Here is a 23307-nt window from a genome sequence, read left to right as displayed (position 1 = left end):
TCGTTTAACAACATCATAAAAGGATTTCAACCATGTTTAAACGTGCGTTTTATTCTCTGCTGCTGCTCGGGATGACGGCTCCCGCCCTGGCCAAGGTGGAGGCGGTCGACGGTTATGTGCGCCTGTTGCCCCCCGGTACGCCGAATACGGCGGCCTTCATGGTACTCAAGAACGATGCCGATCAGGCGGTCAAGCTGGTGGCAGCGTCCTCTCCAGCCGCGGGCCGCGCCGAGCTGCATACCCATCTGCACGAGAACGGGGTCATGAAGATGCGCCAGGTCGAGAGCATCGAGATCCCGGCCAAGGGGGAAGTGGTACTGAAGCCGGGCAGCCTGCACATCATGCTGTTCGAGATCGGCACCCTCTCCGAGCAGACCCCCATGCCGCTCACCCTCACCCTGGATGATGGCCAGCAGCTGGCGTTGTCGCTGCCGGTGAAGCCGATCGAGCCGATGGGCGAGATGCAGCACATGAAGCACTGACATTTGTCGTCGTTTGTTCAGGATTCTCGCTGGGTATTTTGGCTGCGCGGAGTAAAATAGTGCCCTTTCCATCCATGCAAGAGGAAGTGACGTGATGAAAAAGACACTGATTGCCGGTGCTGTTCTGGCGCTGTGCAGCCAAGCTGCCATGGCTGCCGATGACTGGCGTTTTGCCGCCGGTACCGACGTATGGTCTGCTCAGGGCAGCGGCCAGGCATACGGCAGAAGTGCCGATGGCGGTTATGACGACAACTACAACTGGAGCGGCTACCTGCAACTGGAGCACGGCATCATCCTGCTGCCGAACGCCAAGTTCGAGATCTCTGATTTGAGCACCTCCGGCGGCAACTTCAAGAACGATCTGACCGCTTACGATCTCAGCCTCTACTACCGTCTGTTCAACAACGATCTGTTCCAGATCGATCTGGGCCTGACCGGTCGTCACTACGACGGCGAGCAGATGTACTTCAGCCGCAAAGGCTATGACGAAGACATGCTGATGGCCTATGCCGGCAGCGAAGTACGGATCCCGGGTACCGGTGTCTCCTTCTTCGGCGACGTGCGTTCCAAGGATGCGGACAACCTGGACTACCGTCTGGGCGGTGCCTACAAGTTCTCCTCCGTACCGGTCAAGCTGCGTGCCGGTTGGCGCGAGGCCAAGGTTGACTTCGACGGCGTCGATCAGCGCATCGATGGCTGGTTCATGGGCGGCGAATTCACTTTCTAATCTGACGGAAGTCAGCATGATGATGTCTCACGTCATGGTGCTGGCAGGTATCTAGCAAGGCAGGGAGAGGAGAGATAATGGGGCACATCATAGTGACAGGGGCGGGCTCCGGGCTCGGCCGGGCATTGACCATCGGGCTGGTTGGCCGGGGCCATCAGGTCGCCATGATGGGGCGCCGTTATCAGAAACTGCAGGAGCAGGAACAGCTGCTCGGCAAGGCGGTGATCGGCATCGCCGCCGATCTCTCTCACCACGAAGAGGTGGAAATGGCCTTTACCGCCGCGGTGGAATGGGGAGGTCTGCCCGACCTGGTGATCCACTGCGCCGGGGTGGGTGAGTTCGGTCCGGTCGGCGTCTACACCGCCGAGCAGGTACGCAGGGTGGTGGAGAGCAACCTGGTCTCCACCATACTGGTGGCCCAGCAGACGGTGCGGCTCATCGGCGAGAAAGGCGGGGTGCTGGCCAATGTGCTCTCCTCCGCCGCCCAGGTGGGCAAGGCCAACGAGAGCCTCTATTGTGCCTCCAAATGGGGCATGCGGGGCTTTCTGGAGTCTCTGCGGGCCGAGCTCAAGGGCTCGCCCCTGAGGTTGGTAAACCTCTATCCGAGCGGGATCCGCAGCGAATTCTGGGACAACTCGGATCACGTGGATCCGAGCCGTTTCATGACCCCGGAAGACGCGGCGGCCTACATGCTGGATGCGCTGGAGGCCAGAAGTAGTTGCCACGTGACCGATCTCTTTATCGGGCGCAACGAGTAGGGCCGGCTTTTCCTGCTGTTTTGCCAACAGATAGTCAGACAAACAAAAAGCGCGCCATCTGGCGCGCTTTTTTTATCTCGGGCTGCGGGACGATTAACGGCCCAGCTTGGCCTTGATCATGGCGACGATGTCGCTGATGGCCACTTCCTGCTTCTCGCCGGTGCGGCGGCACTTGTACTCCACCACGCCGTTGTCCATGCCGCGCTCACCAATGACGATGGCGTGGGGCACGCCCAGCAGCTCCATGTCGGCGAACATTACGCCCGGGCGTTCCTTACGGTCGTCAAACAGCACGTCCACGCCGGCGGCTTTCAGTTCGGCGTAGAACTGCTCGGCCAGCTCGGCGACGCGCACGGACTTGTGCATGTTCATCGGCACGATGGCCACTTCGAACGGGGCGATGGCGTCCGGCCAGATGATGCCGTACTGGTCGTTGTTCTGCTCGATGGCGGCGGCCACCAGACGGGAGACACCGATGCCGTAGCAACCCATCTCCATGGTGACGGACTTGCCGCCCTCGTTCAGCACGCTTGCCTTCATCGCTTCGGAGTACTTGGTGCCGAGCTGGAAGATGTGGCCCACTTCGATGCCGCGCTTGAGCAGCAGCTTGCCCTGGCCGCACGGGCTCGGGTCGCCTTCCACCACGTTGCGCAGGTCGGCAACTTCGTAAGAGGCGATGTCGCGATCCCAGTTGGCGCCGGTCAGGTGGAAGCCGGTCTCGTTGGCGCCGCAGACGAAGTCCGCCAGGTGGGCGGCGCTGCGATCGACGATGATGCGACCGGCAAAGCTAACCGGGCCGATGGAGCCCGCGTCGCAACCGGCGGCGGCCTTGATCTGCTCGTCATTGGCGAAGGCCAGCGGATTGGCGACACCCGGCAGCTTCTCGGCTTTGATTTCGTTCAGTGCGTGGTCGCCACGCAGCACCAGGGCGATGACCGCCTGGTTGCCGTGCTCGTCCGCCTCGCCCAGCACCAGCAGGGTCTTGGCGACGGCGCTCGGGGCCACGCTCAGGAAGGCGGCGACTTCGTCGATGGTGTGAACGTTCGGGGTGGCGACCTTGGTCAGCTCTTTGGTCGCAGCCGGGCGCTCGCCCGCCGGGGCCAGCGCCTCGGCCATCTCGATATTGGCGGCGTAATCGGAGCTGTCGGAGAAGGCGATAAGATCTTCACCGCTCTCGGCCAGCACCTGGAATTCGTGAGAACCGGTACCACCGATGGAGCCGGTATCGGCCTGCACCGGACGGAAGTTCAGACCCATGCGGGTGAAGGCCTTGCAGTAGGCGGCATGCATCTTCTCGTAGGTCTCGACCAGGGAGGCCTTGTCGATGTGGAAGGAGTAGGCGTCCTTCATCAGGAACTCGCGGCCGCGCATCACGCCGAAACGGGGGCGTACTTCGTCACGGAACTTGGTCTGGATCTGGTAGAGGTTCAGCGGCAGCTGCTTGTAGCTGTTTACTTCATAACGGACCAGGGCGGTGATCACCTCTTCGTGGGTCGGGCCCAACACGAAGGGACGATTGTGGCGGTCGGTCAGACGGCACAGCTCGGGGCCATAGTCGTCCCAGCGGCCGGATTCCTGCCACAGCTCCGCCGGTTGCACCACCGGCATGGAGACCTCGACGGCACCCGCATTGTTCATCTCTTCGCGGACAATGTTCTCGATCTTCTTCAGGACCCGCAGACCGGTCGGCAGCCAAGCGTACATGCCGGAGGCGAGTTTACGGATCATGCCGGCGCGCAGCATCAGCTGGTGGCTGACGATTTCCGCATCGGACGGGGTTTCCTTGAGAGTGGAAAGCAGATATTGGCTGGTACGCATCGCGGTAGACCTTAGCTAAACGGGCGCGGGGCCCTGGATAAATTCAAGGGCGGAATTTTAACAGGCGCAGCGTTGCGGCCCAAGGGCTAAATTTGCCGCAATGGCCAAAGGGACGGCGAGCCAGCGCGGACTCATGGGGGATAACATCACGACAAGCAGGTTTTTTATGCCTGCAATTTGGCCGGATCTTCGCTAAACTCTGCCACCTTTTCTCGACGGGCAGGGCTATGCCACTCCCGTCCCCCCTTATTTTTTGTACTTTTGGAGCCGCTCATGCCGTTAGTGGGACATCAACACCAGATCGAGATCCTGGAACTGACCGACAAAGGAGATGGCAAAGGACGCCTGTTCGACCGCCCCCTGTTTGTCGAAGGTCTGCTGCCGGGTGAGCAGGCGTTGGTCGAACTGACCGAGGTGAAGCCCAACTACCTGCACGGCAAGGTGGCCGAGCTGCTCCAGCCCTCCGCCGACCGGGTTGCCGACTTCTGCCCCAACACAGAGTGCGGCGGCTGCCAGGTGCGCCCGCTGGCCTATCCAGCCCAGCTCAAGCTCAAGCAGAGCCTGGTGCAGAGCGCCCTGGAGCAGGTCGGGCTGGGTGAGGCCGTGGTCAATCCCATCCTCGGCATGGAGACGCCGTTCGCCTATCGCAACAAGGCGCAGTACGCGGTGCGTGGCTGCGAGGCTGGCGCCGAGATCGGTTTTTATCGCAAGCACTCCCACGATCTCATCACCGCCGATGACTGCGCGGTGCAAGATTCTCTGCACGTGGAGCTGAACGCCCGGGTGCGCAACTGGATGCGCGAGCACGACATCGCGGCTTATGACGAAGTGGCCCACACCGGCTGCGTGCGCAACCTGATGACCCGCAAGGGGTTCAAGAGCGGCGAGCTGATGGTGGTGCTGGTGACTCTGGGTGAGGAGCTGCCGTTCGAAGCCGAGCTGCTGGCCGCCCTGCAGGATCTGCCGGTCACTACCCTGGTGCAGAACATCAACGAGGCGCGCACCAACCGCATCCTGGGGGACAAGAACCGGGTGCTGCTGGGCAGCGGGGTGATCCGCGACAAGATCCACGAGCTCGAATTCGAGATCTCGCCGCTCTCCTTCTTCCAGAACAACCCGAGCCAGACCGACGTGCTCTACTCCAAGGCGCTGGAGTATTGCGAGCTGACCGGCAACGAGACGGTGTTCGACATCTATTGCGGTATCGGCACCATCTCCCTGTTCCTGGCGGGCAAGGCCGCCAAGGTGGTGGGGATCGAGTCGGTGGAGAGCGCCATCAGCGACGCCCGCCGCAACGCGGCCCTCAACGGCATCGAGCAGACCGAGTTCCACGTCGGCAAGGCGGAGCAGCTGATGCCAGCCCTGCACGCCGAAGGGGTGAGCGCCGATGTGGTGGTGATGGATCCGCCGCGCAAGGGCTGTGACAAGGCGGTATTGCAGACCCTGGTGGCCATGGCGCCGCGCCGGCTGGTCTATGTCTCCTGCAACCCTCAGACCCTGGCTCGCGATCTCGCCTGGCTGGTCAAGCAGGGCTTCGTGCTGGACGAGGTGCAGCCGGTGGACATGTTCCCTCACTCCATGCACGTCGAAGCCGTTGCCCGCCTGAGCCTGCCCGCCAAGGGCTGATCAGGGCCACACAGACGCAGGTGGCGAGGTTGCCCGACCCGCTGGCCATAAAAAAACGACTCCATTTGGAGTCGTTTTTTTATATCTGCCGCACGGCGTGAGGGGATTAACCCGCGCTCAGGCGCACCTCGGTGGCGATCTGGTCGAGCAACTGCTGCCAGCCCTGACCCAGTTCGCCGACCAGCGTATTGTAGCCGTCGGCGGGCAGTACCCGTTCCTGACGGAAGGGGGCGTCGCGCAGCACGGTGCCGTCTTCCGCCAGCAGACGCCAGCGTCCGCTCAGCACGGCGCGCCCGTCGTAGCGCCCCTGAAAGCGCTCCACCACTATGCTCAGCACGGGCCCCTTGCGGGCGCCATCCTGCCGTATCACCCAACCGGGCAACCGGGCCGAGAGGCCGTTCATGGTCACCTGATTGAGCTGATCATCCAGCGAGCCCGCCCAGCGGTGGTACTCGGTGAAGTGCAACTCCTGCCCCTCCAGCTGATAGACCATGCTGATCCGGTCGAGCTGGCTGGCCAGGGTGATGGGTCGCAGCACCAGCTGGTGCTGCGGAGTGGCCGGGGCCGCGCCGGATGACGGCTGGCTGGCGTCAAGCGAGTAGTAATGCAGGCTGGGCTGACTGGCGCTGCAACCGGCCAGCAGGCCGAGCAGGGCCAGCGTCAGGATCTGTTTTTTCATTGTGTTCCTCGCTTGGGCTCAGGGTCCGATGGTTGGGCGCGATCGAAGATCAGCGAGCTGGGTTGCTCGTTCAGGGAGTGCACCAGCGGCTGCAGTTCACGCATCAACTGATTTAGGGCCTGTACTGACTGGCGCAGATCCTGGTTGGTCTGTGAATGGCCGTCATAGGCCTGCAGCGTTTCCTGCAACTGTTTCAGGCTCTGGTTCAGGGATGCCGGCAGTTGCTGGGTCGCTTCTTTGCTGGTCAGCTTGTCCAGGTTGGCACTGACCGCACTGATGTTCTTCAGGGTCCCATCCAGGGTGGAGAGGGAGCTGTTGACCTTGCTGAGGGTGGTCGCCATGTCCATGTCGACAAACTTGTCGAGGATCAGGTTCACCTTGCGCTCGATCTGATCCAGCCCCGCCTGCACGGTCGGGAAGACCTGATAGCCGGAGATCTTGGCCTGCTCGAAACGGGGCGCATCCGGGTAGAAGTTGAGATCGATGAGTTTGCCGCCGGTCAGCAGGCTGGAGGTCTTGAGGCTGGCCCTGAGACCTTCCTTGAACTGTTTGCTGAACAGGGCGCGCCACTGCTCTCTCTCCGCCTTGGCGTAGCGGTGGGAGAGGCGCTGCACCTCGATGCGGGCCAGTACCGGGATCTGGCGATCCTGGAACAGGCGTACGCCCTTCTCCTCGATGAGATAGGGGGCAGAGATAACGGTACCGACCCGGATGCCACGATACTGCACGGCCGCGCCCGGGTGCAGGCCGGCCACGTTGTCGTCGAACAGGAAGACGTAGTCGATGAACTGATCCAGGCTACCGGCCAGCACGCTCGCCTCATCCTGGAACAGGGTGAACTCGTCGCGCTGCTTGGCCGGCTCGCCAGGAGACCAGCCGGGCGGCAGACCCATGGTGATGCCGCCGTCGATCAGGCTCTCCAGCGAGTCCATCTTCACTTTCATCCCTTCGCTGTTGACGGACAGCTCGAAACCCGGGGTCAGCCAGAAGCGGGAGTTGCTGCTGACCAGGATGTCATAGGGAGCGTTGATGAAGATCTGGTACTGCATCTCGCTCTTTTCGGGCAGGAAGGTGGCTTCTTCCACCTGGCCTATGGTGAACCCCTGGTAGTTGATGGGGGAACCTTCTCCCAGCGCGCGGGCATCGCGGCTGGAGAGGATCAGGCGCAGCCCCTTGGCACTTTGCGAAGCGAGCGGCGGCTTGTCGAGCATGGCGTACTCGTCCCGCGCCTTACCCTTCTTGCCCGGCAGGAGTTCGATATAGGCGCCGGAGAGCAGGGTTCCCAGACCCGATACCCCTTCCCGGCCGACCCTGGGCTTGACCACCCAGAACTGGCTGTCGCCCTTGAGCATGCCGGAGGCAGCGTTGGTGAGGCGGCCGCGCAGCACGGCGTGGCTGTAGTCATCGCTCAGCTCGACCGTCTCGATGCGGCCGACGTCGACCTCCCGGGAGCGGATCACCGTCTTGCCCGCCACTATGCCTTCGGCAGTGGCGACCGTCAGGGTAAAGCTGGGGCCCTGGGAGTACCAGTGCTGGAACAGCATCCAGAGACCGATGAACAGCGCCAGCAGTGGCACCATCCAGATTGCGGCGGCAGAGCTCAGAAAGTCAGAGCCCGGTTTCCACCTTGTTTTACGCTCACTCACGTTCGCGTTCTCCTTGTTGTAAATCCCAGATCAGGCGGGAGTCGAAGCTCATGGCCGCGACCATGGTGATCAGCACCACCCCTGCAAAGGCGACGGCCGCGGGGCCGGGGTAGATGGTCATCAGATTGTCGAGGCGGATCAGGCCCGCCAGAATGGCCACCACGAAGACGTCGATCATCGACCAGCGTCCGACAAATTCCGTCATGCGATAGAGCTTGAGCTTGCGTAGCGGCGAGGCCGCGTGGCCGTTTTGCACTGCGTAGCAGAGCCAGAACAGCGCCAGTATCTTCACCAGCGGTACCACCACGCTGGCAAAGAAGATGACGGCGGCAATGGGGTAGGAGCCCATTGCCCACAGCAGCACCACGCCCCCGAGAATGGTGGAAGGGGTGTCATCCCCGAGAAACACCGTATCCATGATGGGATAGATGTTGGCGGGAATGTAGAGAATGCTGGAGGTAATGAGCAGGGCCCAGGTGCGGTTCAACCCGCCCGGCTTGCGATCGTGCAGGTGCCCGCCGCAGCGGCCGCAGCGATGGCTGCCCGCCTTGCTCAGGGCGCCGCAGATATGGCACCCCGTCAGGCCGCTTTCCATGGCGCTGGCATCGGTTGTCTCATCGACGCCGCAGGCATCGGTCGGGCCGAGCAGCCGCTGCCATAGCCACATGGTGTCCAGCGACGAGATCATCTTGACGAGCAGCACCGTGTAACCGACGAAGGCCCAGAAGGAGAGCCCCATCTTGATGTCGGCCATCCCCATCAGCTTGACCAGGGAGATGAGCACCCCTACCAGAAACACATCCACCATCAGCCAGGGCTTTATCTGGCAGAGCAGGCGACCGAGGGAGCGCAGTGCTTTGCTGTGGAGATCCTTGTCGACCCGCCACAGCACCAGCATGATGGAACCGATGTAGATGAGCGGCAGGCCGATCAGGGTCAGACTCAGCACGGCGCCGAGGAACAGGTAACCCTCGTCCACCAGGGTGGAGATGCACTGGATGAACGTCATCTCCTGCCCAATTCCCTTGCTGGAGAAGGACATGAAGGTGAAAGCATTGGCGAGCACGAACATGATGAGCGCCGCAAACCCGTAGGCGATGGGGCGCAGCTCCTGATCCGGCAAGTAGCGGCTCAGGGTGTGGCCGCAGCGTGGGCAGCAACTGGCCTGGCCCACGGCGAGGGGGGTGGCCGGGATCAGCAGGTCACACTCTTCGCAGGCGGTGGCATCGTGGACATAGGTCCGAGGTGGGTGTGAAGCCGGATGCAAAATAAAACCTCGAATAAGGCTCGTCAGGAAGCCAGAACCGCCGATTATCGCAGTTGTGTCGGCCAGCGGCCAGTCCCCGTGTAGCACGATTGTTGATGAGCATGCGAATGACTTTGACAAGCCACTGGCCATTTAGCACAATCAAACGCCACTTTTTTCCGCGGGACAATAATTTATGACAACCGAATCCCCAAGTTACTCCACGATTGAGCAAGCCTTCTCCCTTGGGAACGGGCAAGATTCCGCCCTTAACTGGTTGCGCAAGAACCGCAGCCAGGTCGCGATTTTTCTGGTGAGTGGCATCAAGCTGGAAGGAACCATCAGTGGTTTCGATCAATACAGCGTGCTGCTGACCGATGCCCATGGCAACCAGCAGCTGGTCTACAAGGCCAAGATCTCTACCATCGCCATGCACACCGGTCGTCCGCAGGTGAATATCCAGCGTGCACGCAAGCCGCGGGTCTCCATGGCGCCGCGTCCGCACGGTGCTCCGGGTCGTTATGACGACAACCAGGGCGGCGGCAACCACGAATAATCCCTTGCCCCGCCTCTGCCGCCATCCCTCCCGAGTCTGACGGCAGCGGTCGTTCGCTCTCATTTACATTCATGTCCCGTATGAGAGCGAACGTCATCTGTCTGCTTTCGGGCGAGATATTTGCCCGATCACGCCACCATCTCGACCGGTTTGCCTTCCCTGACCAGACAGGTTTGCATGCCTGCGGCCTGACCCGCCTGCACGCCGATGCCGGTATCTTCAAACACCAGACAGCCTGACGGCTCGACCCCCAGCTTGCTGGCCACCAGCAGGAAGGTATCCGGATTGGGTTTGTGGAGCTCCACGTCGTCGGCGGTCACCACCACCTCAAAATAGCGATCCAGACCGGTATTGCGCAGCACCGCCTGGGCGTTGACGCGGGGGGAGCCCGTGCCTATCCCCATCGGGATGAGGCCGTGGTGGCGCTCGATCAGGGCCTGCATGGCCGGGAAGACGGTCGCCTTATGCAGATTGGCCACATAGTGGTCTGTCTTGCAGCGAGTAACTTGAACGGGATCGAGTGGGATCTGCTGCTCTTCGGCCACCAGCAGGGCAATCTTGCGGCTCGGCATGCCCCCCAGTTCATAGAACCAGTCGGCATCGAAATGGAAGCCAAATTCACGGGCAGTGTGTTCCCAGGCGGCCAGGTGGAGCGGCATGGAGTCGACCAAGGTGCCATCGAGGTCGAAGACCAGGCCTTGGAATCCGGAAAGGGTCATGGTGCTGAGTCTGTCTCTGGAAAAAGGGAGCCCATTCTAGCCAGAGCTGCCCCTCCCCGCCATTGGCTAGCTGGTGAGAAACGCTTGCCCCCACATTTGCGCCTGAAAATAGATGGGTGTCAGCCTGGTCGGGTCCAGCTGATAACGAGGCGCCAGCTGGGCCAGCAACGGCCAATTGCCCTGTTCATAGGTGGTGACCAGCTGGAACAGGTGAAACAGCGGCCCCTCCCGCAGCTCGATGGCGCGCTTCACGTTCTTGGGCAGATGAGCCTTGAGGGCATCCGACAGCAGTGAACCATCCAGTACCAGTCCCACCAGAAAGGCCCAGCTGGCCTCCGATTTGCCAAGGGCGGTCAGGGCGATCAGCTCGCAGAAGCGACCACGGGCGATGGCCATGCGGGTACAGGCCTCCGGCATGTGCGGGCTGATCCGGGCCAGGCCGTTGATCAGCACGAATTTGCGGATCTCCTGCTCCCCCAGATAGGAGAGGGCGCGGGAGACGGAAGTGATGGGGCTGGCGTGATCAAAGCCAGGCGCATTGACATAGGTGAGCAGCTGACCGGGCAGGTAGGCATCCTGCTCCAGCAGTTTGGCGACCTGATTGAAGGAGAACTCCTCGTGGCAGATGAGCTGGAGAATTTGCTGCACCAGCGCCATATCCGGCTGGGTGGCCCGCTGGTTCACCAGCTCGGGACGGGCGAGGAAACCGCCGGCGAAGAAATCCACTCCAGCCTCCCTGAGGGGAAGGAAATCCTGCCAGGTATCGATATTGAGGGCCATCCGCTTGTGTTCAGTGGGCTGGCAAATGCCCTCTTCTCCCATCCAGAACACCAGCAAGCGGCTGGCGCCGAGCCAGCGGGGATCCCGGTGGGCACCGTGGACGGCGAGCCGACGACGACTGTCACGCCACTGTTCCAGCACCGGAAAAGAGGTCGGGAGGCGCTCGCTGGAGGCCTCCACCAGGGGAATGGTGTCCTGATCGAACAGCAGGGGGCGTTGATCATCCAATTGTTCGTGGCTGAAAGGCACCAGGTATTGACGCCCCTGGGCCAGCATGCGGCAATGCTGGGCTAGTGCAGGCCACTGGGCCGGGTCGACGAGCTGATAATCGATACCGTAGGCCACCAGAGCCAGGCGGCGATTGAAGATGGGATAGCGGCGCAGCAGCATGGGATCACCGATAGGTCAGAGTGCGAGCCCTCCCTTGCGACTTGGCGTGGTAAAGCGCTTGGTCTGCCTGTTCGGTCAGGGTTTGCCATGCCCCGTCCTGGGAGGGAACCAGATAGCTAAAGCCTATGCTAACTGTAATGAAATCAGCAACTCGTGAACCTGGATGGGGCACTTTTAGCTGGGCCAGTCCATCATGGATCCGTTCGGCCAGCTGCTCCGCCTCTCCCGGTTGGGGGGCGCACAACAGGATCACGAACTCCTCGCCACCATAACGGGCCACCAGGTTGGTACGCCGTCGCTCCGCTTCCCTGAGCACGCTGGCGATCAGTCGCAGGCACTCATCCCCCTTGGCATGGCCGAAGTGGTCGTTGTAGGCCTTGAAGTCATCCACGTCGATCATCAGCACCGCCAGCAGACTCTGGGTACGGCGGGCCCACTCCCATTCCCGTTGCATGGTGAGGTCCCACTGGCGGCGGTTGGCGATGCCGGTGAGCGGATCTTCGAGGGAAAGCAGGGAGAGGCGCTGGTTGGCCTCCTCCAGCGCCCGGTTGGTCTCGGCAAGCTGCATGGTGCGCTCGGCCACCCGAGCCTCCAGCTGGCGGTTGAGTTTCTCCAGCTCCTCCTGGGTGCGCTGGCGGATCAACAACTGCGACAGCATGGCGGCGTATTGCTTGAAGATCTCGCTCTGGTAGGCCTTGAGTGGCCGTTGCCACAGCAGGTTGTCGGCGGCAATCCAGCCGATGGGAGTGGCGCCGTCCCACAGCGAGACCATGGCGTTCCAGCCGCGGCCCACCTGCTGGCGTTCATAGTAGAGGGGGGTATCCTCCAGCACCAGTACATAGTCCTTGCTGCGCAGCGCCTGCTGTACCGTGGGGTGATCAGGGATGGGGCTGATGAAGCCGCTCTCGTCCACCAGTTTGCCCTCTTCATCTGTGCCCCAGGTGCCGCGCATGGTCTTGCCATCGGGCTCGATGAGGAAGATGGCGACCCGATCGAATTGCAGCTCCTCGCGGGCCAGCACCACGGCTTCCCGCAGCAGCTGGTGTTCGCTCTGGCTGCGAGAGAGGGTGACGCTGACCGTGTGCAGGGCCTGCAACATCTGGAGGAAGGAGCGCTGCATCGCCTGGCTCTGCACCAGATCGGTCTGGGTGTGGCGGCGCTGATCCCGTTCATGATCTATCTGCCAGGCCAGCAGATGGTTGCTCAGTTCGGCAGTCAGGTAGTGAGTCAGCAGCTGGATCCCCTGGCGCTGATGACGGGAGAGGCGATCGAGCCGGCGCCGGGTTTCCAGATAGATGACGCCATCCAGCTCCTGATGACGCTTGAGGGGGAAGCAGACGCGCAGCTTGGGTTGTACGGTTTCCACATATTCCCAGATATCGCTCTGCGGCTGGATCTGCTCCACCACCATCTGCCCGTGTTCGACGGCCCGGGAGATCAATTCATCCGGCAACTGCAACGTCACCAGATGGGCCGGATCCAGGGTTAGCAACCCCTGATCCGGATGAAAGCTGTAAAGCAGGAGCTCCGGCGCCTGCAACCAGAGATAGAGGCGCTCCGCCTCGGTTTTCTCCCTGATGGTCGCGAGACTCGCCTCGCAGAGCTGCGCGAAGCTGGTGAACTGCTCAGGTGCCCATTCTTGCATGCCAATGTCCCTTTGGGTGTACCCAAGCGAGTATATATACACTCCCTCTAATATATTGATTGAAATATTAAAAAAGAGAGCCAGTGCGCATAAATTCTGCTGCTTTAAGGTTGGGAGGCGGTCGCAATTTGCCTGAAGGGGGCGACTGGGTCGTTAGCAGGTGAGAAAAGCATGATCTGAACGAGGAGAGCAGGCATCAGGGACATAAAAAAGCCCGCACAATGGCGGGCTTTTTCTATAAGTTGACAGGTGTTTACTCTGCCTTGGGCGCTTCTTCGGCCGGGGTTGCATCGGCCTCGGCTGCCGGTGCGACCGGCGCCGGACCCGGCACCAGCTCCACCGCCGGCTTGGCGATGAGGGAGCGGGTCTCTTCCACCGCCTCGGTCAGCTTCACCTCGATGATCTGGCCGAGTTCGTAGACTACCTCGGTCTTGTCCAGATAGACGCGGCCGTTGTCCCAGTTGCACTCCAGGCGCTCCTTGTTGTCCAGGATGTGGCGGGCGGGCATGAAGACCACGGCACCGTTCTCCTGCAGGCGCAGCTTGAGGCCGGCACGCATCACGTCGATGATCTCGGCGTTGAATACCTGATCGGTACCGGCGGCAGCCTTGAGGTAGCGCACATAGAGCCAGTCGCCGATGTCGCGCTCCACCATGCGGTGCAGGCGGCGGCAGGCGGTCAGGTGCTCGGTGAGCTCCTGGCTCGGACGCTCGCCCGGGGTCTTGCCGGCGATGACGGCCTTGAGCAGGCGATGGTTGACCATGTCGCCGTATTTGCGAATAGGTGACGTCCAGGTGGCGTAGGCATCCAGACCCAGGCCGTAGTGGGCTCCCGGCTCGGAGGACATCAGGGCATAGCTCTGGAAACGGCGGATCTTGCCGTCCAGCCAGCGGGTATCGAGGCCGTCGATCCAGCGGCGCAGGGCGCAGAAGCCGGACAGGCTGGCGATCTCTTCCTTCTCGAACGGAGCCTCGGCGCTTTTCAGCAGGTCGATGGCGCCATCGAGGGACTCCTCGTCAAAGCCGGTGTGGACGTTGAAGATGCCGTAGCCGACGGTCTTGCCCAGCACGCGGCCGGCGCAGATGTTGGCGGCGATCATCGACTCTTCCACCATGCGGTTGGCGATGCGGCGTGGCTCGACGTGAATGGCCAGCACTTCGCCATCTTCGCCCAGTTCGAAGTCGTAGTCGGGACGATCCGGGAATACCAGTGCATGCTCGGTGCGCCAGGCGATGCGCGCCTCGGTCATCGCCTTCATCAGCGGCAGCTGGGCCAAGACGCCTGCGTCGATATCCAGTTCTTTGCCGTGTTCGGCCCAGTCGGAGACGTCGTCATAGTTGAGGCGGGCGTGGGAGCAGATGCGGGCGGCGAAGAACTCGGTCTCCTCCTGCAGCAGGCCATCCTCGGTGATGAGCAAGCGGGCGCACAGGGTGTTGCGCTCCTCGCCCTCTTTCAGGGAGCAGAGCTCGTCGGAGAGGGTGCGCGGGATCATCGGTACGTTGCGGCCCGGCATATAGACGGTGAAGGCGCGCTGGGCGGCTTCCTTGTCCAGCTCGCTCCCTTCGGCCACGTAGGCAGTCGGGTCGGCGATGGCGACCAGCAGCTCCCAGCCGTTGTCCAGCTTGGTGATGGCCAGGGCGTCGTCCATGTCCTTGGTCTTGGCGCCATCGATGGTAAAGAAAGGCACCTGGGTCAGATCGCGGCGGGGCAGCTCTTCCTCTTCGATCACCTTCCACTCCGGCAGATCCGCCGGCTCGACCTGGGCCAGGTTGTGGCGCGCCAGCACCACCCACCAGGGCACGTTGTGATCTTCCTGAGAGGCGATCTTCTGGGTGATCTCGGCGGAGAAGTTGCCGTCAACCAGGGCGTGGCGCTTGAGGGTGGCGACTACCCAGTCCCCTTCCTTGAATTCTTTCTCGTCCAGCCCCTTCTTGACGCGGGCCTTGATGGCATCCTTGATGAGCGGATGGTCGGCTACCACGTTGAGGCGGTCGCGGAACATCTTGACCCGGGCCACGAAGCGGGTGATGGATTGCTCCAGCAGCTCGTCCGGCTCTGCCACTTCTTTCTCTTTTTCGGTACGGATCAGGGCGGTCACCCGGTCGCCGTGCATCACCTTCTTCATGTAGGGCGGCGGCACGAAATAGCTGGTCTTCTCATCGACCTCCAGAAAGCCGAAGCCCCTATCGGAGGCGCGGATAACACCCTCTTTCTTGGGGATGTTTTCGCGGATTTGTTGCTTGAGCTGGGCCAGCAGCGGATTGTCTTGGAACATAAGTGAGGAACCTGAGTGGAGACCTGATGAAGAAACGCCCAGCACTATACGTTTTTAGCCCTCCAAAGCCAAGGTGAATGGCCTTTTCAGCTTGGTTGCAGCTGGCAACGGGCGTAGTCAATCAGCCTCAGGGAGAGCTGCTTGTGGATGCCTTTTTCCAGTACCCAGCGGTGCCAGTAGAGTCGCTCTGTCAGGCGCTGGTCCGGGCTGAGATTGACCAGGCTGCCCGTGGCCAGATGCTGGCGGATCTGCAATTCAGGGATGAGGCAACAGGCCAGCCCCTGCTCGGCCATGGTAACGAAGGCCTCCGACGAGTGCACCGTATGGCAGGGATAGCCGCCGGGCTCCAGCCCGAAGTGGCGGTGCATGAAGCTGACGTGCATGTCGTCGCGCTGATCGAACGCCACCGCAGGGGCCTTGGCCAGTGCTTCCCGGGTCAGGCCATTGGGGAAGTGGCGCGCGACGAAGGCGGGGCTGGCGGTGAGCAGGTAGTGCATCTCACCCAGCTCGTCGATGCAGCAGCCCGCCAGCGGCTGGGATTGCAGGCTGATGGCGCCAAACGCCTGACCCTCGCGTACCTTGTCGAGGGTGCGGCTCTCGTCATCCACCAGCAGATTGAGTTCGATTGGGTGTTGCTCCAGCAAAGGGGCGATGGCGGGCAGGAACCAGGTAGCCAGACTGTCGGCGTTGACGGCAATGCTGATGCGGATGGGGCCTTGCGGCGTGGCCGGGGTCAACTCGCCCGCCAGTTCAATCTCGAGTTGGTGCACCTGGCGATAGTGAGCCAGCAGCTTCTGGCCGAGGGGGGTGGCCTGCAGCGGCTGGCTGCGGATGAGCAGGGGTTCGGCAAATTGCTGTTCAAGCTGCTTGATCCGCTGCGAGATGGCGGACTGGGTGAGGTGCAGCGATCTGGCTGCCCGTTCGAAATTCTGCTCCTGCAGTACCGCATCCAGTGCCCGCAGCAATTTGTAGTCCAGCTCTTTCATGCCATCTCCCTGTCTTGATCCCGTGGCAGACTCTACGCGAGCCGGATCCGGACAACAATGGCCGGTTGCGATGAGAGTGGGGCAAGGCCGCTAGTGTGATTTTTTACAGTAGTGGTTAACCGGTTCAGAGAGGATACTGCACATCGCCGCACGGGCAGTGGCTGCCGGATGTGGCTCATAGCGATGCGTTTATCCCGGGTATGTTTCCCGGGATTTTTTATGATGATGCGGCCAGCGGATGTCGTTGGGATTGAGCAGGACGACTATGGGGCTGGTAATGACCGAGCAGGGGTTGGGAAACGGCACGGGCAAAGCGTTCATCCAGATGGAAGCGGATACCGACGCCCCGAACCGCTCCCAGATCGACGGCCTGGCGATGGCCGAGGCGTTCGATGGGCAGGCCGAGACGGCGGAAGATGCGCTCCACCGGCAGGCTGACCACGGCAACCAGCTCGCGGATCCCGTGCGCCAGGGCGAAGGCATAGACTTCGCGGAAGATGACGCAGGTCAGTTCGCTGACGCCGTTGCTCATGCGCGGGGCACGGGAGGCGTCGATGGCCAGCCGGGTCAGTTCCCAGATCTGCGGGCTGCATGGCGGGCGTTCACCGGCCAGGGCGGCGGGAAAAATGGTCGGGAGCATGTAGGCATCGGCGCAGTTGAGCAGGCGGATGCAGCCACACACTCCCTGCTCATCCTCGATCAGCACCCAGTGAGTGTCGGGGGTGTCGAAGCTGTCTCGCTCAAGTCCTTGACGGGACTCCACATCCCAGCCGAGTCGGTCGGAAAAAACGTCGTTTCGAAAGCGATAAAGTTCACTTTCGACCTCTTTTCGCGGGTGTTCTCTCAATTTCCCTTTGAAAACCAACATTATGGACTCTCTCTCTTGTTATTCGCGGTTATAATCACATGTCTGGCCAAGGGGGCTTTTTTATGACAAGAGACCAACTGCTTGAGTACCTGGAACATTTCAGTACGGTGACGGATGGCAACCGGTTGTCCGAACTGATCGGCAGCTTCTCGCTCGGGATGGGGTACGACTATTTCCGCTTTGCGTTGATCATGCCGATGTCGATGCAAAGGCCCAAGGTGGTGCTGTTCAACCAGTGCCCGGATTCCTGGGTTCAGGCCTATACCGAACACAACATGTTGGCCAGCGATCCCGTGATCCAGCTGGCACGCAAACAGACCCTGCCCATCTACTGGAACCGGTTGGATGAGCGCGCCCGTTTCCTGCAGGAAGGGAGCATGGACGTGATGGGGCTGGCCGCCGAGTTCGGATTGCGCAACGGCATCTCCTTCCCGCTGCACGGGGCTGCCGGTGAAAACGGCATCCTCTCCTTCATCACCTCCGAGCGAGCCTCGAGCGATCTGCTGCTGGAGTCCTCGCCGATCCTCTCCTGGATGTCCAATTACATCTTCGAGGCGGCTATTCGCATCGTGCGCCTCAGCATGGTGGAGAACCTGGACAAGGAGCCTCTGACCGATCGGGAGACCGAGTGCCTGTTCTGGGCCAGCGAAGGGAAAACCTCGAACGAGATCGCCTGCATCCTGGGGATTACCGAGCGCACAGTGAATTACCATCTCAATCAGGTCACTCGCAAAACCGGCTCCATGAACCGTTATCAGGCCGTGGCCAAGGGGGTCAGCAGTGGTCTGCTGTTGCCGAACTTGGAGCAGGTAGTGGTGACCAACTTCCCCATGGTGTTGCAATAGTGCGTATCCTGACCAGTTTGCTGGATTCTCCTGCCGTCATCGGGGAGGCCACAATTGTCAGATCCGGTAATTGACAAGCGGTTGCAAAAGGGTGTGATGGGTTATTAGCAAAATGAATCAACCAGTAAATCAATGAATTTCTCTGGATGATTTGCCCCCGCTATAGTGCCACTCACTCATCACTACCCTCGGTACTCTTATGCTCGCGACCACTCTGCAAGGCTTTACCCTCGGCCTTGCCATGATCATCCCCATTGGTGCCCAAAATGCGTTTGTGCTTAGTCGGGGCATTCATCGTAATCACCATCTGCTGACGGCAACGCTCTGCAGTTTTTGTGATCTGGCTCTGATTGCCATCGGGGTCTTTGGCGGCGCCAATCTGATCGCCGCCAACCCGGTCGGCCTGACGGTGCTGACCTGGGGGGGCGTGCTGTTTCTTGGCTGGTTCGGCGTACGCTCCCTGCGCAGTGCCTGGCGCGGCCAGGGAGAGGGACTGGCGGATTCGCCGCAGTTGATGGGCGCCAGAAGCGTGCTCGCCATGACCCTGGGCGTTACTCTGCTCAATCCTCATGTCTATCTGGATACCCTGATGCTGCTCGGTTCCCTCGGCAGCCAGGTGATTGAACCGCTGCGTCCGGCCTTTGCCGCCGGTGCCATGCTGGCGTCTCTGGTGTGGTTCTACTCCTTGGCGCTGGGAGCGGCGGCACTGGCGCCCTGGCTGGCCAGGGGGAAGGTGCAGCAGGGGATCGATCTGCTGGTGGGCCTTATCATGCTGGCCCTGGCGCTGCAACTGGCTTTGGGGCGCTAGGCTGGCGGCTGTTTTTATGGTCCGGAGTCATAAAAATGGGCCTTAGATACCTGTCTGAGTCACTTTCTTCTGATAAATTTCAGTACTCCATTATGAGATCTGGTTCAATCAGGAGTACCCAGTGAATAAAACCATGAAGTTAGGGGTTATCGCCTCCGTCGTGCTGCTATCAGCCTGCGGAGCAGAACAACAGGAGAAGGCGCAGCCTGGCGTGGTTTCGCTGCGGCTTATCCAGACCTCCGACATTCACTCCAATGTGCTGGGGTATGACTACTACCAGAACAAGGAAGATCGCAAATTTGGTCTCTCCCGCACCGCCGTGCTGATCCGGGAGGCCCGCGCCGAAAACCCCAACAACCTGCTGCTCGACAACGGCGACCTGATCCAGGGCTCGCCGCTGGCCGACTACATCTTCGAACAAGCGGGCGAGGGCTACCTCGACAAGCAGGCGCATCCCGTGTTCAAGGCGATGAACGAACTGGGTTATGACGCCGGCAACCTGGGCAACCACGAGTTCAACTACGGGCTGGATTACCTCGGCAAGGTGCTGCAAGGGGCCAAATTTCCCTACGTGAATGCCAACGTGTTCGCGGCCGATGCCTTCAAGCGCGATGGAGAGGGCAAGATCGACTGGAGCGGCAACAAGTTCACCCCCTACCTGCTGCTGGAGCGTCAGGTGAAGGATGACAAGGGGCAGCCACAGACCGTCAAGGTCGGCATTCTGGGCCTGACCCCGCCGCAGGTACTGCAGTGGGACAAGCGTCACCTGCAGGGCAAGGTAGTGGTGGCCGACATGGTCGAGACCGCGAACCACTATATTCCCGAGCTGCGCGCCAAGGGGGCCGATTTGGTGGTCGTGGTGGCGCACACCGGCATCAATGCCGGCAGTTACGAGGCCATGATGGAGAATGCCGCCTGGCACCTGGCCAAGGTGGAGGGCATAGATGCCCTGATGCTGGGCCATGCCCACAAGAACTTCCCGGGGGATTTCCCCAATCTGCCGGAGGTGGACAACCAGGCCGGCACCCTGAGTGGTGTACCAACCGTGATGCCGGGCTTTTGGGGCAATCACCTCGGCATCATCGACCTCAAGCTGGAGCAGGTGGATGGCAAGTGGCGGGTGAAGCAGAGCCAGGCCAGCCTGCGCCAGATCGATGCCAGCGAAGGGAGCAAGGTGGATGCGCGAGTCACCGAGCTGGTCAAGGCAGATCATGAGGGCACCAACCAGTGGCTGGATCGCCCTCTTGGCAAGATCACCAACCCCATCCACAGTTTCTTCGCCCTGGTGCAGGACGATCCCTCGGTGCAGCTGGTGAGCGATGCCCAGCGCCGGCATGCCGAGCAGTTGCAAAAGGATGGTTTGCTCAAGGAGCCTTATCCGATCCTCTCGGCGGCGGCGCCGTTTCGTGGCGGTCGCAACGGCATCACGGACTTCACCTATGTGCCGGCGGGGGATATCTCCCTGCGCAACGTCTCCGATCTCTACATCTACCCGAACACCTTGCAGGTGGTCGAGGTGAACGGGGCCACCGTCAAGGAGTGGCTGGAGATGAGCGCCGGCCAGTTCAACCGGGTGGATCCCGCCAGCCGCGAGGTGCAGTGGCTGGTGAACGAGAGTTTCCCCACCTACAACTTCGACGTGATCGATGGGGTCAGCTACGAGGTGGATATCACCCAACCCGCCCGTTACAACAGGGAAGGGGTCAAGGTGAGCGAGGGTGAGCGGATAGGCAAGCTGACCTTCAACGGCAAACCCGTCGATCCGGCCCAGAAATTCTACGTGGTGACCAACAACTACCGCGCCAGCGGTGGCGGCCACTTCCCGGGTGTGGATGGTGGCAATATTGTCCACGAAGACCCCTTCGAGACACGTGAAATTGTGGCCCAGTACCTGAAGTCACGTTCGGCCAGCCAGCCCCAGGGCTTCAGTCCGGTGGCCGACAACAACTGGCACATGAAGGCGTTGCCTGCGGGCGTCGATGTACGCCTCTACTCCTCTCCCCGCGAGGAGGCCAAGGCGGTGGCTGGGGCGGATCTGGCCTATCAGTCCACCTTGCCGATGGATGATGAGAAGCATCCCGGTTACGCCATCTACCGTCTGGTTCGCCAGTAACAGGGCATGGCCGGAGACAGAGTTCGGCCAGTAGAAAACAACATGCCAGCCCGTTTGTCCGGGCTGGCATGTTTCGTTTCCGTGGCCGGGTCAGACCCGGAACTGGGAGAGCAGGCTCTGTTGCTGCAAGCTGACCTGATGGAGGGAGGAGGCGATATGCAGGCACTCCTGGGCCTCCTGCTCGCCGGTTCTGGCTTGCTGGCTGATCCCCGATACCTTGTCGGAAGATCTGCTCAGGGTGAGCGAGAGCTGGCCGGTGGCATCGGCCACCTGCTGCACCATGGTGGCCAGCCGGTCGATGGCCTCTTCCACCCGAAACAGGATCTGCCTGGTATTCTCGGAATCCTGCATCCCTGACTCTACCGTCTTCATGTTGCGCTGCATCATCAGGTAGGCCGTCTCCGTCTGCTGCTGGATGCTGCTGATCACCTGGCTGATTTCGGCGCTGGAGGCAGCTGTGCGGCTGGCCAGGGTACGCACCTCGTCGGCCACCACCGCAAAACCGCGACCCATTTCTCCGGCCCTGGCGGCCTCGATGGCGGCGTTGAGGGCCAGCAGGTTGGTCTGCTCGGAAATACCGCTGATGGTGGAGATGATCTGGCCGATCTGGCCCGCTTGCTCCTTGAGGGAGTTGATGGCAATGGCGCACTCGCCTACCTCCGTCACCATGCGTTGCATGCCCGTGGTGGCGGACGCCATATACTGGCTGCTCTCGACGGTCAGCTGGCGTACGTCGTTGGCATTCTGGGCGGCCATGCTGCAGTTGTCCGAGATGTGAGTGGCCATTTGCACCATCTGTTCGCTGTCCTGATGCAGCGCCTGGGCGTGTTCCGCCGTCTGGCGGCTGCTCTGGCTGATGGCTTCGACCCGGTTGACCGAGGTGTGCACGTGCTCGCTGATGTGCTGGTTGTTGTCCATGGTCGAACTTATCATCTGCTGCAGCTTCTCGATGAAGCGATCCACGCTGTTGGCCAGCGAGCCAATCTCGTCATCCCGCTGCAGGTTGATGCGTACGTTGAGGTCTCCGTCCCCTGCCGCTATGTCCTGCATCCGCCTGTCGACCTGCAGCAGCGGGGCTACCAGTGTGCGGGTCAGCCAGAACCCGCAGAGAATGACCGCAATCAGGCTCAGCACCAGACCGGTCAGCAACAGACCGTGGGTATGGCCGATGATGTCGTGCAGCCGGGCGACCTGATCTTCCACGGTGGCGTCCCCCTGGGCTTCGATATCAACCAGTTGTTTTTGCAGCTCATCGGCACTGGCCTCGTAGTTGGCTTGCTGGATTTGATAGGCGCTCAGGGCCGAAGTCCAGGTCTCCAGCAACTGGTGGTGCCGTGACATCAGGGTGCGGTACTGGCTGGCCAGCGACTGGCCGGCAAATTCGCCGCTCCCTTCACTGTCGAACAACCCGGTGGCCAGCATGCGGTCAACGGCGCTCTGATAGAAATCGGTCGCCTCCTTGAGCTCTTTCCTGATGGTGGGGGTGACGCCCTGGCTGCGCATCTTCTCCAGCGCATAGAGTTGGCGCAAGAAACCGATGTTGGCCTCCATGCCGCCATCGGCCGCTTCCCAGCGGGTGGCAAGGCCGCCATTCCAGCTGATGAGCTGGTCGGGAGACTGGGTGAGCGCCTCGACGGCGCCATCGCCGATCACTTCCAGCTGGGTCGAAATACGTTCCATGCGCTCGGCGTTATCCCGCAGCGCCTTATCCACCTCGATATAGCTGTCATGGAGGCCCAGCAGTTTTTCCTGTTGCTGCTGATACTCCTGCTTGCGCTGCGTCATGGCGGCGATGGTGCTGTCGTCGATCAGCTTGCCCTGGGCGACCCGGGACAGTGCATCGTCGGCGGTGGCCCTGGCGGCATTGAGGGCCGGACGATCAAGGGGTGTGCCGTTTTGCATCTTCTGGATATGGAGTTGCTGGTTGCCCAGTTCGATGGAGCCCTCCATGGCGCCGTCCGCGGTTTGCCAGGCTGCGCCCAGCACGTAGGAGAGCAGTGCCTCCAGCCGCTGACTGCCATACCAACCCGCAGCGCCCATACCCAGGGTGCAAGCGAGCAGTATGGTGAGCGCCAGGGTGAATGTGGTGACAATTTTCATCTGATGCCTTCCTTGGTATCGACACTGGATCGAACAGAGTTCCGAACGGATTCAGTGTAGTCGTTTATGTTCCGGCACAACGCCCGCAGCGTGGCAGGGATCGCCCGTGCCTTGTAACCAATAAGGAAAGCATGGTGGTGAAAGGCATAAAAAGCCGCTCTGACCACCCGGCGGTGTACGGCCTATGCTGGATACTTATCCAGTTATTCTTTATGCTATGAACCAATTTTTGAATCGTCG

General features: G+C 61.3%; 19 protein-coding genes. 8 read left to right on the top strand and 11 right to left on the bottom strand.

Features of this window, described 5'->3' with window-relative positions; genetic code table 11:
• Positions 1-32 precede the first annotated feature (32 nt).
• From ACB028_RS13920 to ACB028_RS13910, 3 genes are all read left to right on the top strand, one after another.
• The gene (locus ACB028_RS13920) at positions 33-482 is read left to right on the top strand and encodes a copper chaperone PCu(A)C (RefSeq protein WP_026456391.1); all 450 of its coding nucleotides are present in this window, start codon (positions 33-35) and stop codon (positions 480-482) included.
• Positions 483-576: 94 nt separating this feature from the next.
• The gene (locus ACB028_RS13915) at positions 577-1209 is read left to right on the top strand and encodes a TIGR04219 family outer membrane beta-barrel protein (RefSeq protein ID WP_225633380.1); all 633 of its coding nucleotides are present in this window, start codon (positions 577-579) and stop codon (positions 1207-1209) included.
• A 77-nt stretch (positions 1210-1286) separates the two neighbouring features.
• Positions 1287-1967: an SDR family oxidoreductase gene (locus ACB028_RS13910; protein ID WP_042026613.1), complete on the top strand. Its 681-nt coding sequence runs from the start codon at positions 1287-1289 to the stop codon at positions 1965-1967.
• 93 nt (positions 1968-2060) lie between these two features.
• Here ACB028_RS13910 and ACB028_RS13905 read toward each other — a convergent pair whose 3' ends face one another.
• Entirely contained in the window at positions 2061-3785 is a 1725-nt protein-coding gene (locus ACB028_RS13905) for a proline--tRNA ligase (RefSeq protein ID WP_371144527.1), read from the bottom strand.
• Between the two features lie 273 nt (positions 3786-4058).
• Between ACB028_RS13905 and rlmD the strand changes: the two genes are divergently transcribed.
• Positions 4059-5411: a 23S rRNA (uracil(1939)-C(5))-methyltransferase RlmD gene (rlmD, locus tag ACB028_RS13900; protein WP_342010879.1), complete on the top strand. Its 1353-nt coding sequence runs from the start codon at positions 4059-4061 to the stop codon at positions 5409-5411.
• Between the two features lie 106 nt (positions 5412-5517).
• Here rlmD and ACB028_RS13895 read toward each other — a convergent pair whose 3' ends face one another.
• Genes ACB028_RS13895 through ACB028_RS13885 form a run of 3 tightly spaced genes read right to left on the bottom strand, consistent with a single transcriptional unit; the run spans position 5518 to position 9003 of the window.
• Positions 5518-6090: a membrane integrity-associated transporter subunit PqiC gene (locus ACB028_RS13895; RefSeq protein ID WP_026458594.1), complete on the bottom strand. Its 573-nt coding sequence runs from the start codon at positions 6088-6090 to the stop codon at positions 5518-5520.
• Positions 6087-7736, bottom strand: a complete 1650-nt coding sequence (gene pqiB, locus ACB028_RS13890) for an intermembrane transport protein PqiB (protein WP_201941829.1) — start codon at positions 7734-7736, stop codon at positions 6087-6089. Before pqiB ends, ACB028_RS13895 begins: the two co-directional genes overlap by 4 nt.
• Positions 7729-9003: a PqiA/YebS family transporter subunit gene (locus ACB028_RS13885; protein WP_042070395.1), complete on the bottom strand. Its 1275-nt coding sequence runs from the start codon at positions 9001-9003 to the stop codon at positions 7729-7731. Before ACB028_RS13885 ends, pqiB begins: the two co-directional genes overlap by 8 nt.
• Before the next feature lie 175 nt (positions 9004-9178).
• On the opposite strand from ACB028_RS13885, the gene hfq reads away from it, so the two are divergent.
• Complete coding sequence (gene hfq / locus ACB028_RS13880) at positions 9179-9538, top strand: RNA chaperone Hfq (protein ID WP_026457968.1); 360 nt, start codon at positions 9179-9181, stop codon at positions 9536-9538.
• Between the two features lie 128 nt (positions 9539-9666).
• Here the strand turns inward: hfq and ACB028_RS13875 are convergent, their stop codons facing one another.
• The 6 genes from ACB028_RS13875 to ACB028_RS13850 form a co-directional block, all read right to left on the bottom strand.
• Positions 9667-10257, bottom strand: coding sequence for an HAD family phosphatase (locus ACB028_RS13875; RefSeq protein ID WP_061476425.1), 591 nt, complete (start codon positions 10255-10257; stop codon positions 9667-9669).
• 66 nt (positions 10258-10323) lie between these two features.
• A complete protein-coding gene (locus ACB028_RS13870; RefSeq protein WP_042070392.1) occupies positions 10324-11427 on the bottom strand; it encodes an EAL and HDOD domain-containing protein in 1104 nt (367 codons plus the stop codon).
• A gap of 4 nt (positions 11428-11431) precedes the next feature.
• Complete coding sequence (locus tag ACB028_RS13865; protein WP_371144526.1) at positions 11432-13072, bottom strand: diguanylate cyclase domain-containing protein; 1641 nt, start codon at positions 13070-13072, stop codon at positions 11432-11434.
• Positions 13073-13325: 253 nt separating this feature from the next.
• Entirely contained in the window at positions 13326-15347 is a 2022-nt protein-coding gene (locus ACB028_RS13860) for an exoribonuclease II (RefSeq protein ID WP_371144525.1), read from the bottom strand.
• Positions 15348-15433: 86 nt separating this feature from the next.
• On the bottom strand, positions 15434-16333 hold the full coding sequence (locus tag ACB028_RS13855; protein ID WP_371144524.1) for a LysR family transcriptional regulator ArgP: 900 nt from the start codon (positions 16331-16333) through the stop codon (positions 15434-15436).
• 217 nt (positions 16334-16550) lie between these two features.
• Positions 16551-17201, bottom strand: coding sequence for an acyl-homoserine-lactone synthase (locus ACB028_RS13850; RefSeq protein ID WP_201981079.1), 651 nt, complete (start codon positions 17199-17201; stop codon positions 16551-16553).
• A 62-nt stretch (positions 17202-17263) separates the two neighbouring features.
• On the opposite strand from ACB028_RS13850, the gene ACB028_RS13845 reads away from it, so the two are divergent.
• The 3 genes from ACB028_RS13845 to ACB028_RS13835 all read left to right on the top strand — a co-directional run bounded on the left by ACB028_RS13845 (position 17264) and on the right by ACB028_RS13835 (position 20967).
• Positions 17264-18046, top strand: a complete 783-nt coding sequence (locus tag ACB028_RS13845; RefSeq protein WP_026457604.1) for a LuxR family transcriptional regulator — start codon at positions 17264-17266, stop codon at positions 18044-18046.
• 199 nt (positions 18047-18245) lie between these two features.
• Positions 18246-18854, top strand: a complete 609-nt coding sequence (gene lysE / locus ACB028_RS13840; RefSeq protein ID WP_371144523.1) for an L-lysine exporter — start codon at positions 18246-18248, stop codon at positions 18852-18854.
• Positions 18855-18987: 133 nt separating this feature from the next.
• A complete protein-coding gene (locus ACB028_RS13835) occupies positions 18988-20967 on the top strand; it encodes a bifunctional 2',3'-cyclic-nucleotide 2'-phosphodiesterase/3'-nucleotidase (protein ID WP_371144522.1) in 1980 nt (659 codons plus the stop codon).
• A gap of 90 nt (positions 20968-21057) precedes the next feature.
• On the opposite strand, the gene ACB028_RS13830 is transcribed toward ACB028_RS13835, so the two are convergent.
• Entirely contained in the window at positions 21058-23067 is a 2010-nt protein-coding gene (locus ACB028_RS13830; protein ID WP_371144521.1) for a methyl-accepting chemotaxis protein, read from the bottom strand.
• Positions 23068-23307 lie beyond the last annotated feature (240 nt).

It is taken from the genome of Aeromonas sp. S9(2024), assembly GCF_041403185.1.
Taxonomy (GTDB): domain Bacteria; phylum Pseudomonadota; class Gammaproteobacteria; order Enterobacterales; family Aeromonadaceae; genus Aeromonas; species Aeromonas enteropelogenes.
This window is presented reverse-complemented; position numbering and strand designations above follow the sequence as displayed.

What these genes read in the sequence shown, in the direction of transcription:
- ACB028_RS13920 (WP_026456391.1), top strand. Translation starts at nt 33, where the DNA reads ATGTTTAAACGTGCGTTTTATTCTCTGCTGCTGCTCGGGATGACGGCT.
- ACB028_RS13915 (WP_225633380.1), top strand. Translation starts at nt 577, where the DNA reads ATGAAAAAGACACTGATTGCCGGTGCTGTTCTGGCGCTGTGCAGCCAA.
- ACB028_RS13910 (WP_042026613.1), top strand. Translation starts at nt 1,287, where the DNA reads ATGGGGCACATCATAGTGACAGGGGCGGGCTCCGGGCTCGGCCGGGCA.
- ACB028_RS13905 (WP_371144527.1), bottom strand. Translation starts at nt 3,785, where the DNA reads ATGCGTACCAGCCAATATCTGCTTTCCACTCTCAAGGAAACCCCGTCC.
- rlmD (WP_342010879.1), top strand. Translation starts at nt 4,059, where the DNA reads ATGCCGTTAGTGGGACATCAACACCAGATCGAGATCCTGGAACTGACC.
- ACB028_RS13895 (WP_026458594.1), bottom strand. Translation starts at nt 6,090, where the DNA reads ATGAAAAAACAGATCCTGACGCTGGCCCTGCTCGGCCTGCTGGCCGGT.
- hfq (WP_026457968.1), top strand. Translation starts at nt 9,179, where the DNA reads ATGACAACCGAATCCCCAAGTTACTCCACGATTGAGCAAGCCTTCTCC.
- ACB028_RS13875 (WP_061476425.1), bottom strand. Translation starts at nt 10,257, where the DNA reads ATGACCCTTTCCGGATTCCAAGGCCTGGTCTTCGACCTCGATGGCACC.
- ACB028_RS13870 (WP_042070392.1), bottom strand. Translation starts at nt 11,427, where the DNA reads ATGCTGCTGCGCCGCTATCCCATCTTCAATCGCCGCCTGGCTCTGGTG.
- ACB028_RS13865 (WP_371144526.1), bottom strand. Translation starts at nt 13,072, where the DNA reads ATGCAAGAATGGGCACCTGAGCAGTTCACCAGCTTCGCGCAGCTCTGC.
- ACB028_RS13860 (WP_371144525.1), bottom strand. Translation starts at nt 15,347, where the DNA reads ATGTTCCAAGACAATCCGCTGCTGGCCCAGCTCAAGCAACAAATCCGC.
- ACB028_RS13855 (WP_371144524.1), bottom strand. Translation starts at nt 16,333, where the DNA reads ATGAAAGAGCTGGACTACAAATTGCTGCGGGCACTGGATGCGGTACTG.
- ACB028_RS13850 (WP_201981079.1), bottom strand. Translation starts at nt 17,201, where the DNA reads ATGTTGGTTTTCAAAGGGAAATTGAGAGAACACCCGCGAAAAGAGGTC.
- ACB028_RS13845 (WP_026457604.1), top strand. Translation starts at nt 17,264, where the DNA reads ATGACAAGAGACCAACTGCTTGAGTACCTGGAACATTTCAGTACGGTG.
- lysE (WP_371144523.1), top strand. Translation starts at nt 18,246, where the DNA reads ATGCTCGCGACCACTCTGCAAGGCTTTACCCTCGGCCTTGCCATGATC.
- ACB028_RS13835 (WP_371144522.1), top strand. Translation starts at nt 18,988, where the DNA reads ATGAAGTTAGGGGTTATCGCCTCCGTCGTGCTGCTATCAGCCTGCGGA.
- ACB028_RS13830 (WP_371144521.1), bottom strand. Translation starts at nt 23,067, where the DNA reads ATGAAAATTGTCACCACATTCACCCTGGCGCTCACCATACTGCTCGCT.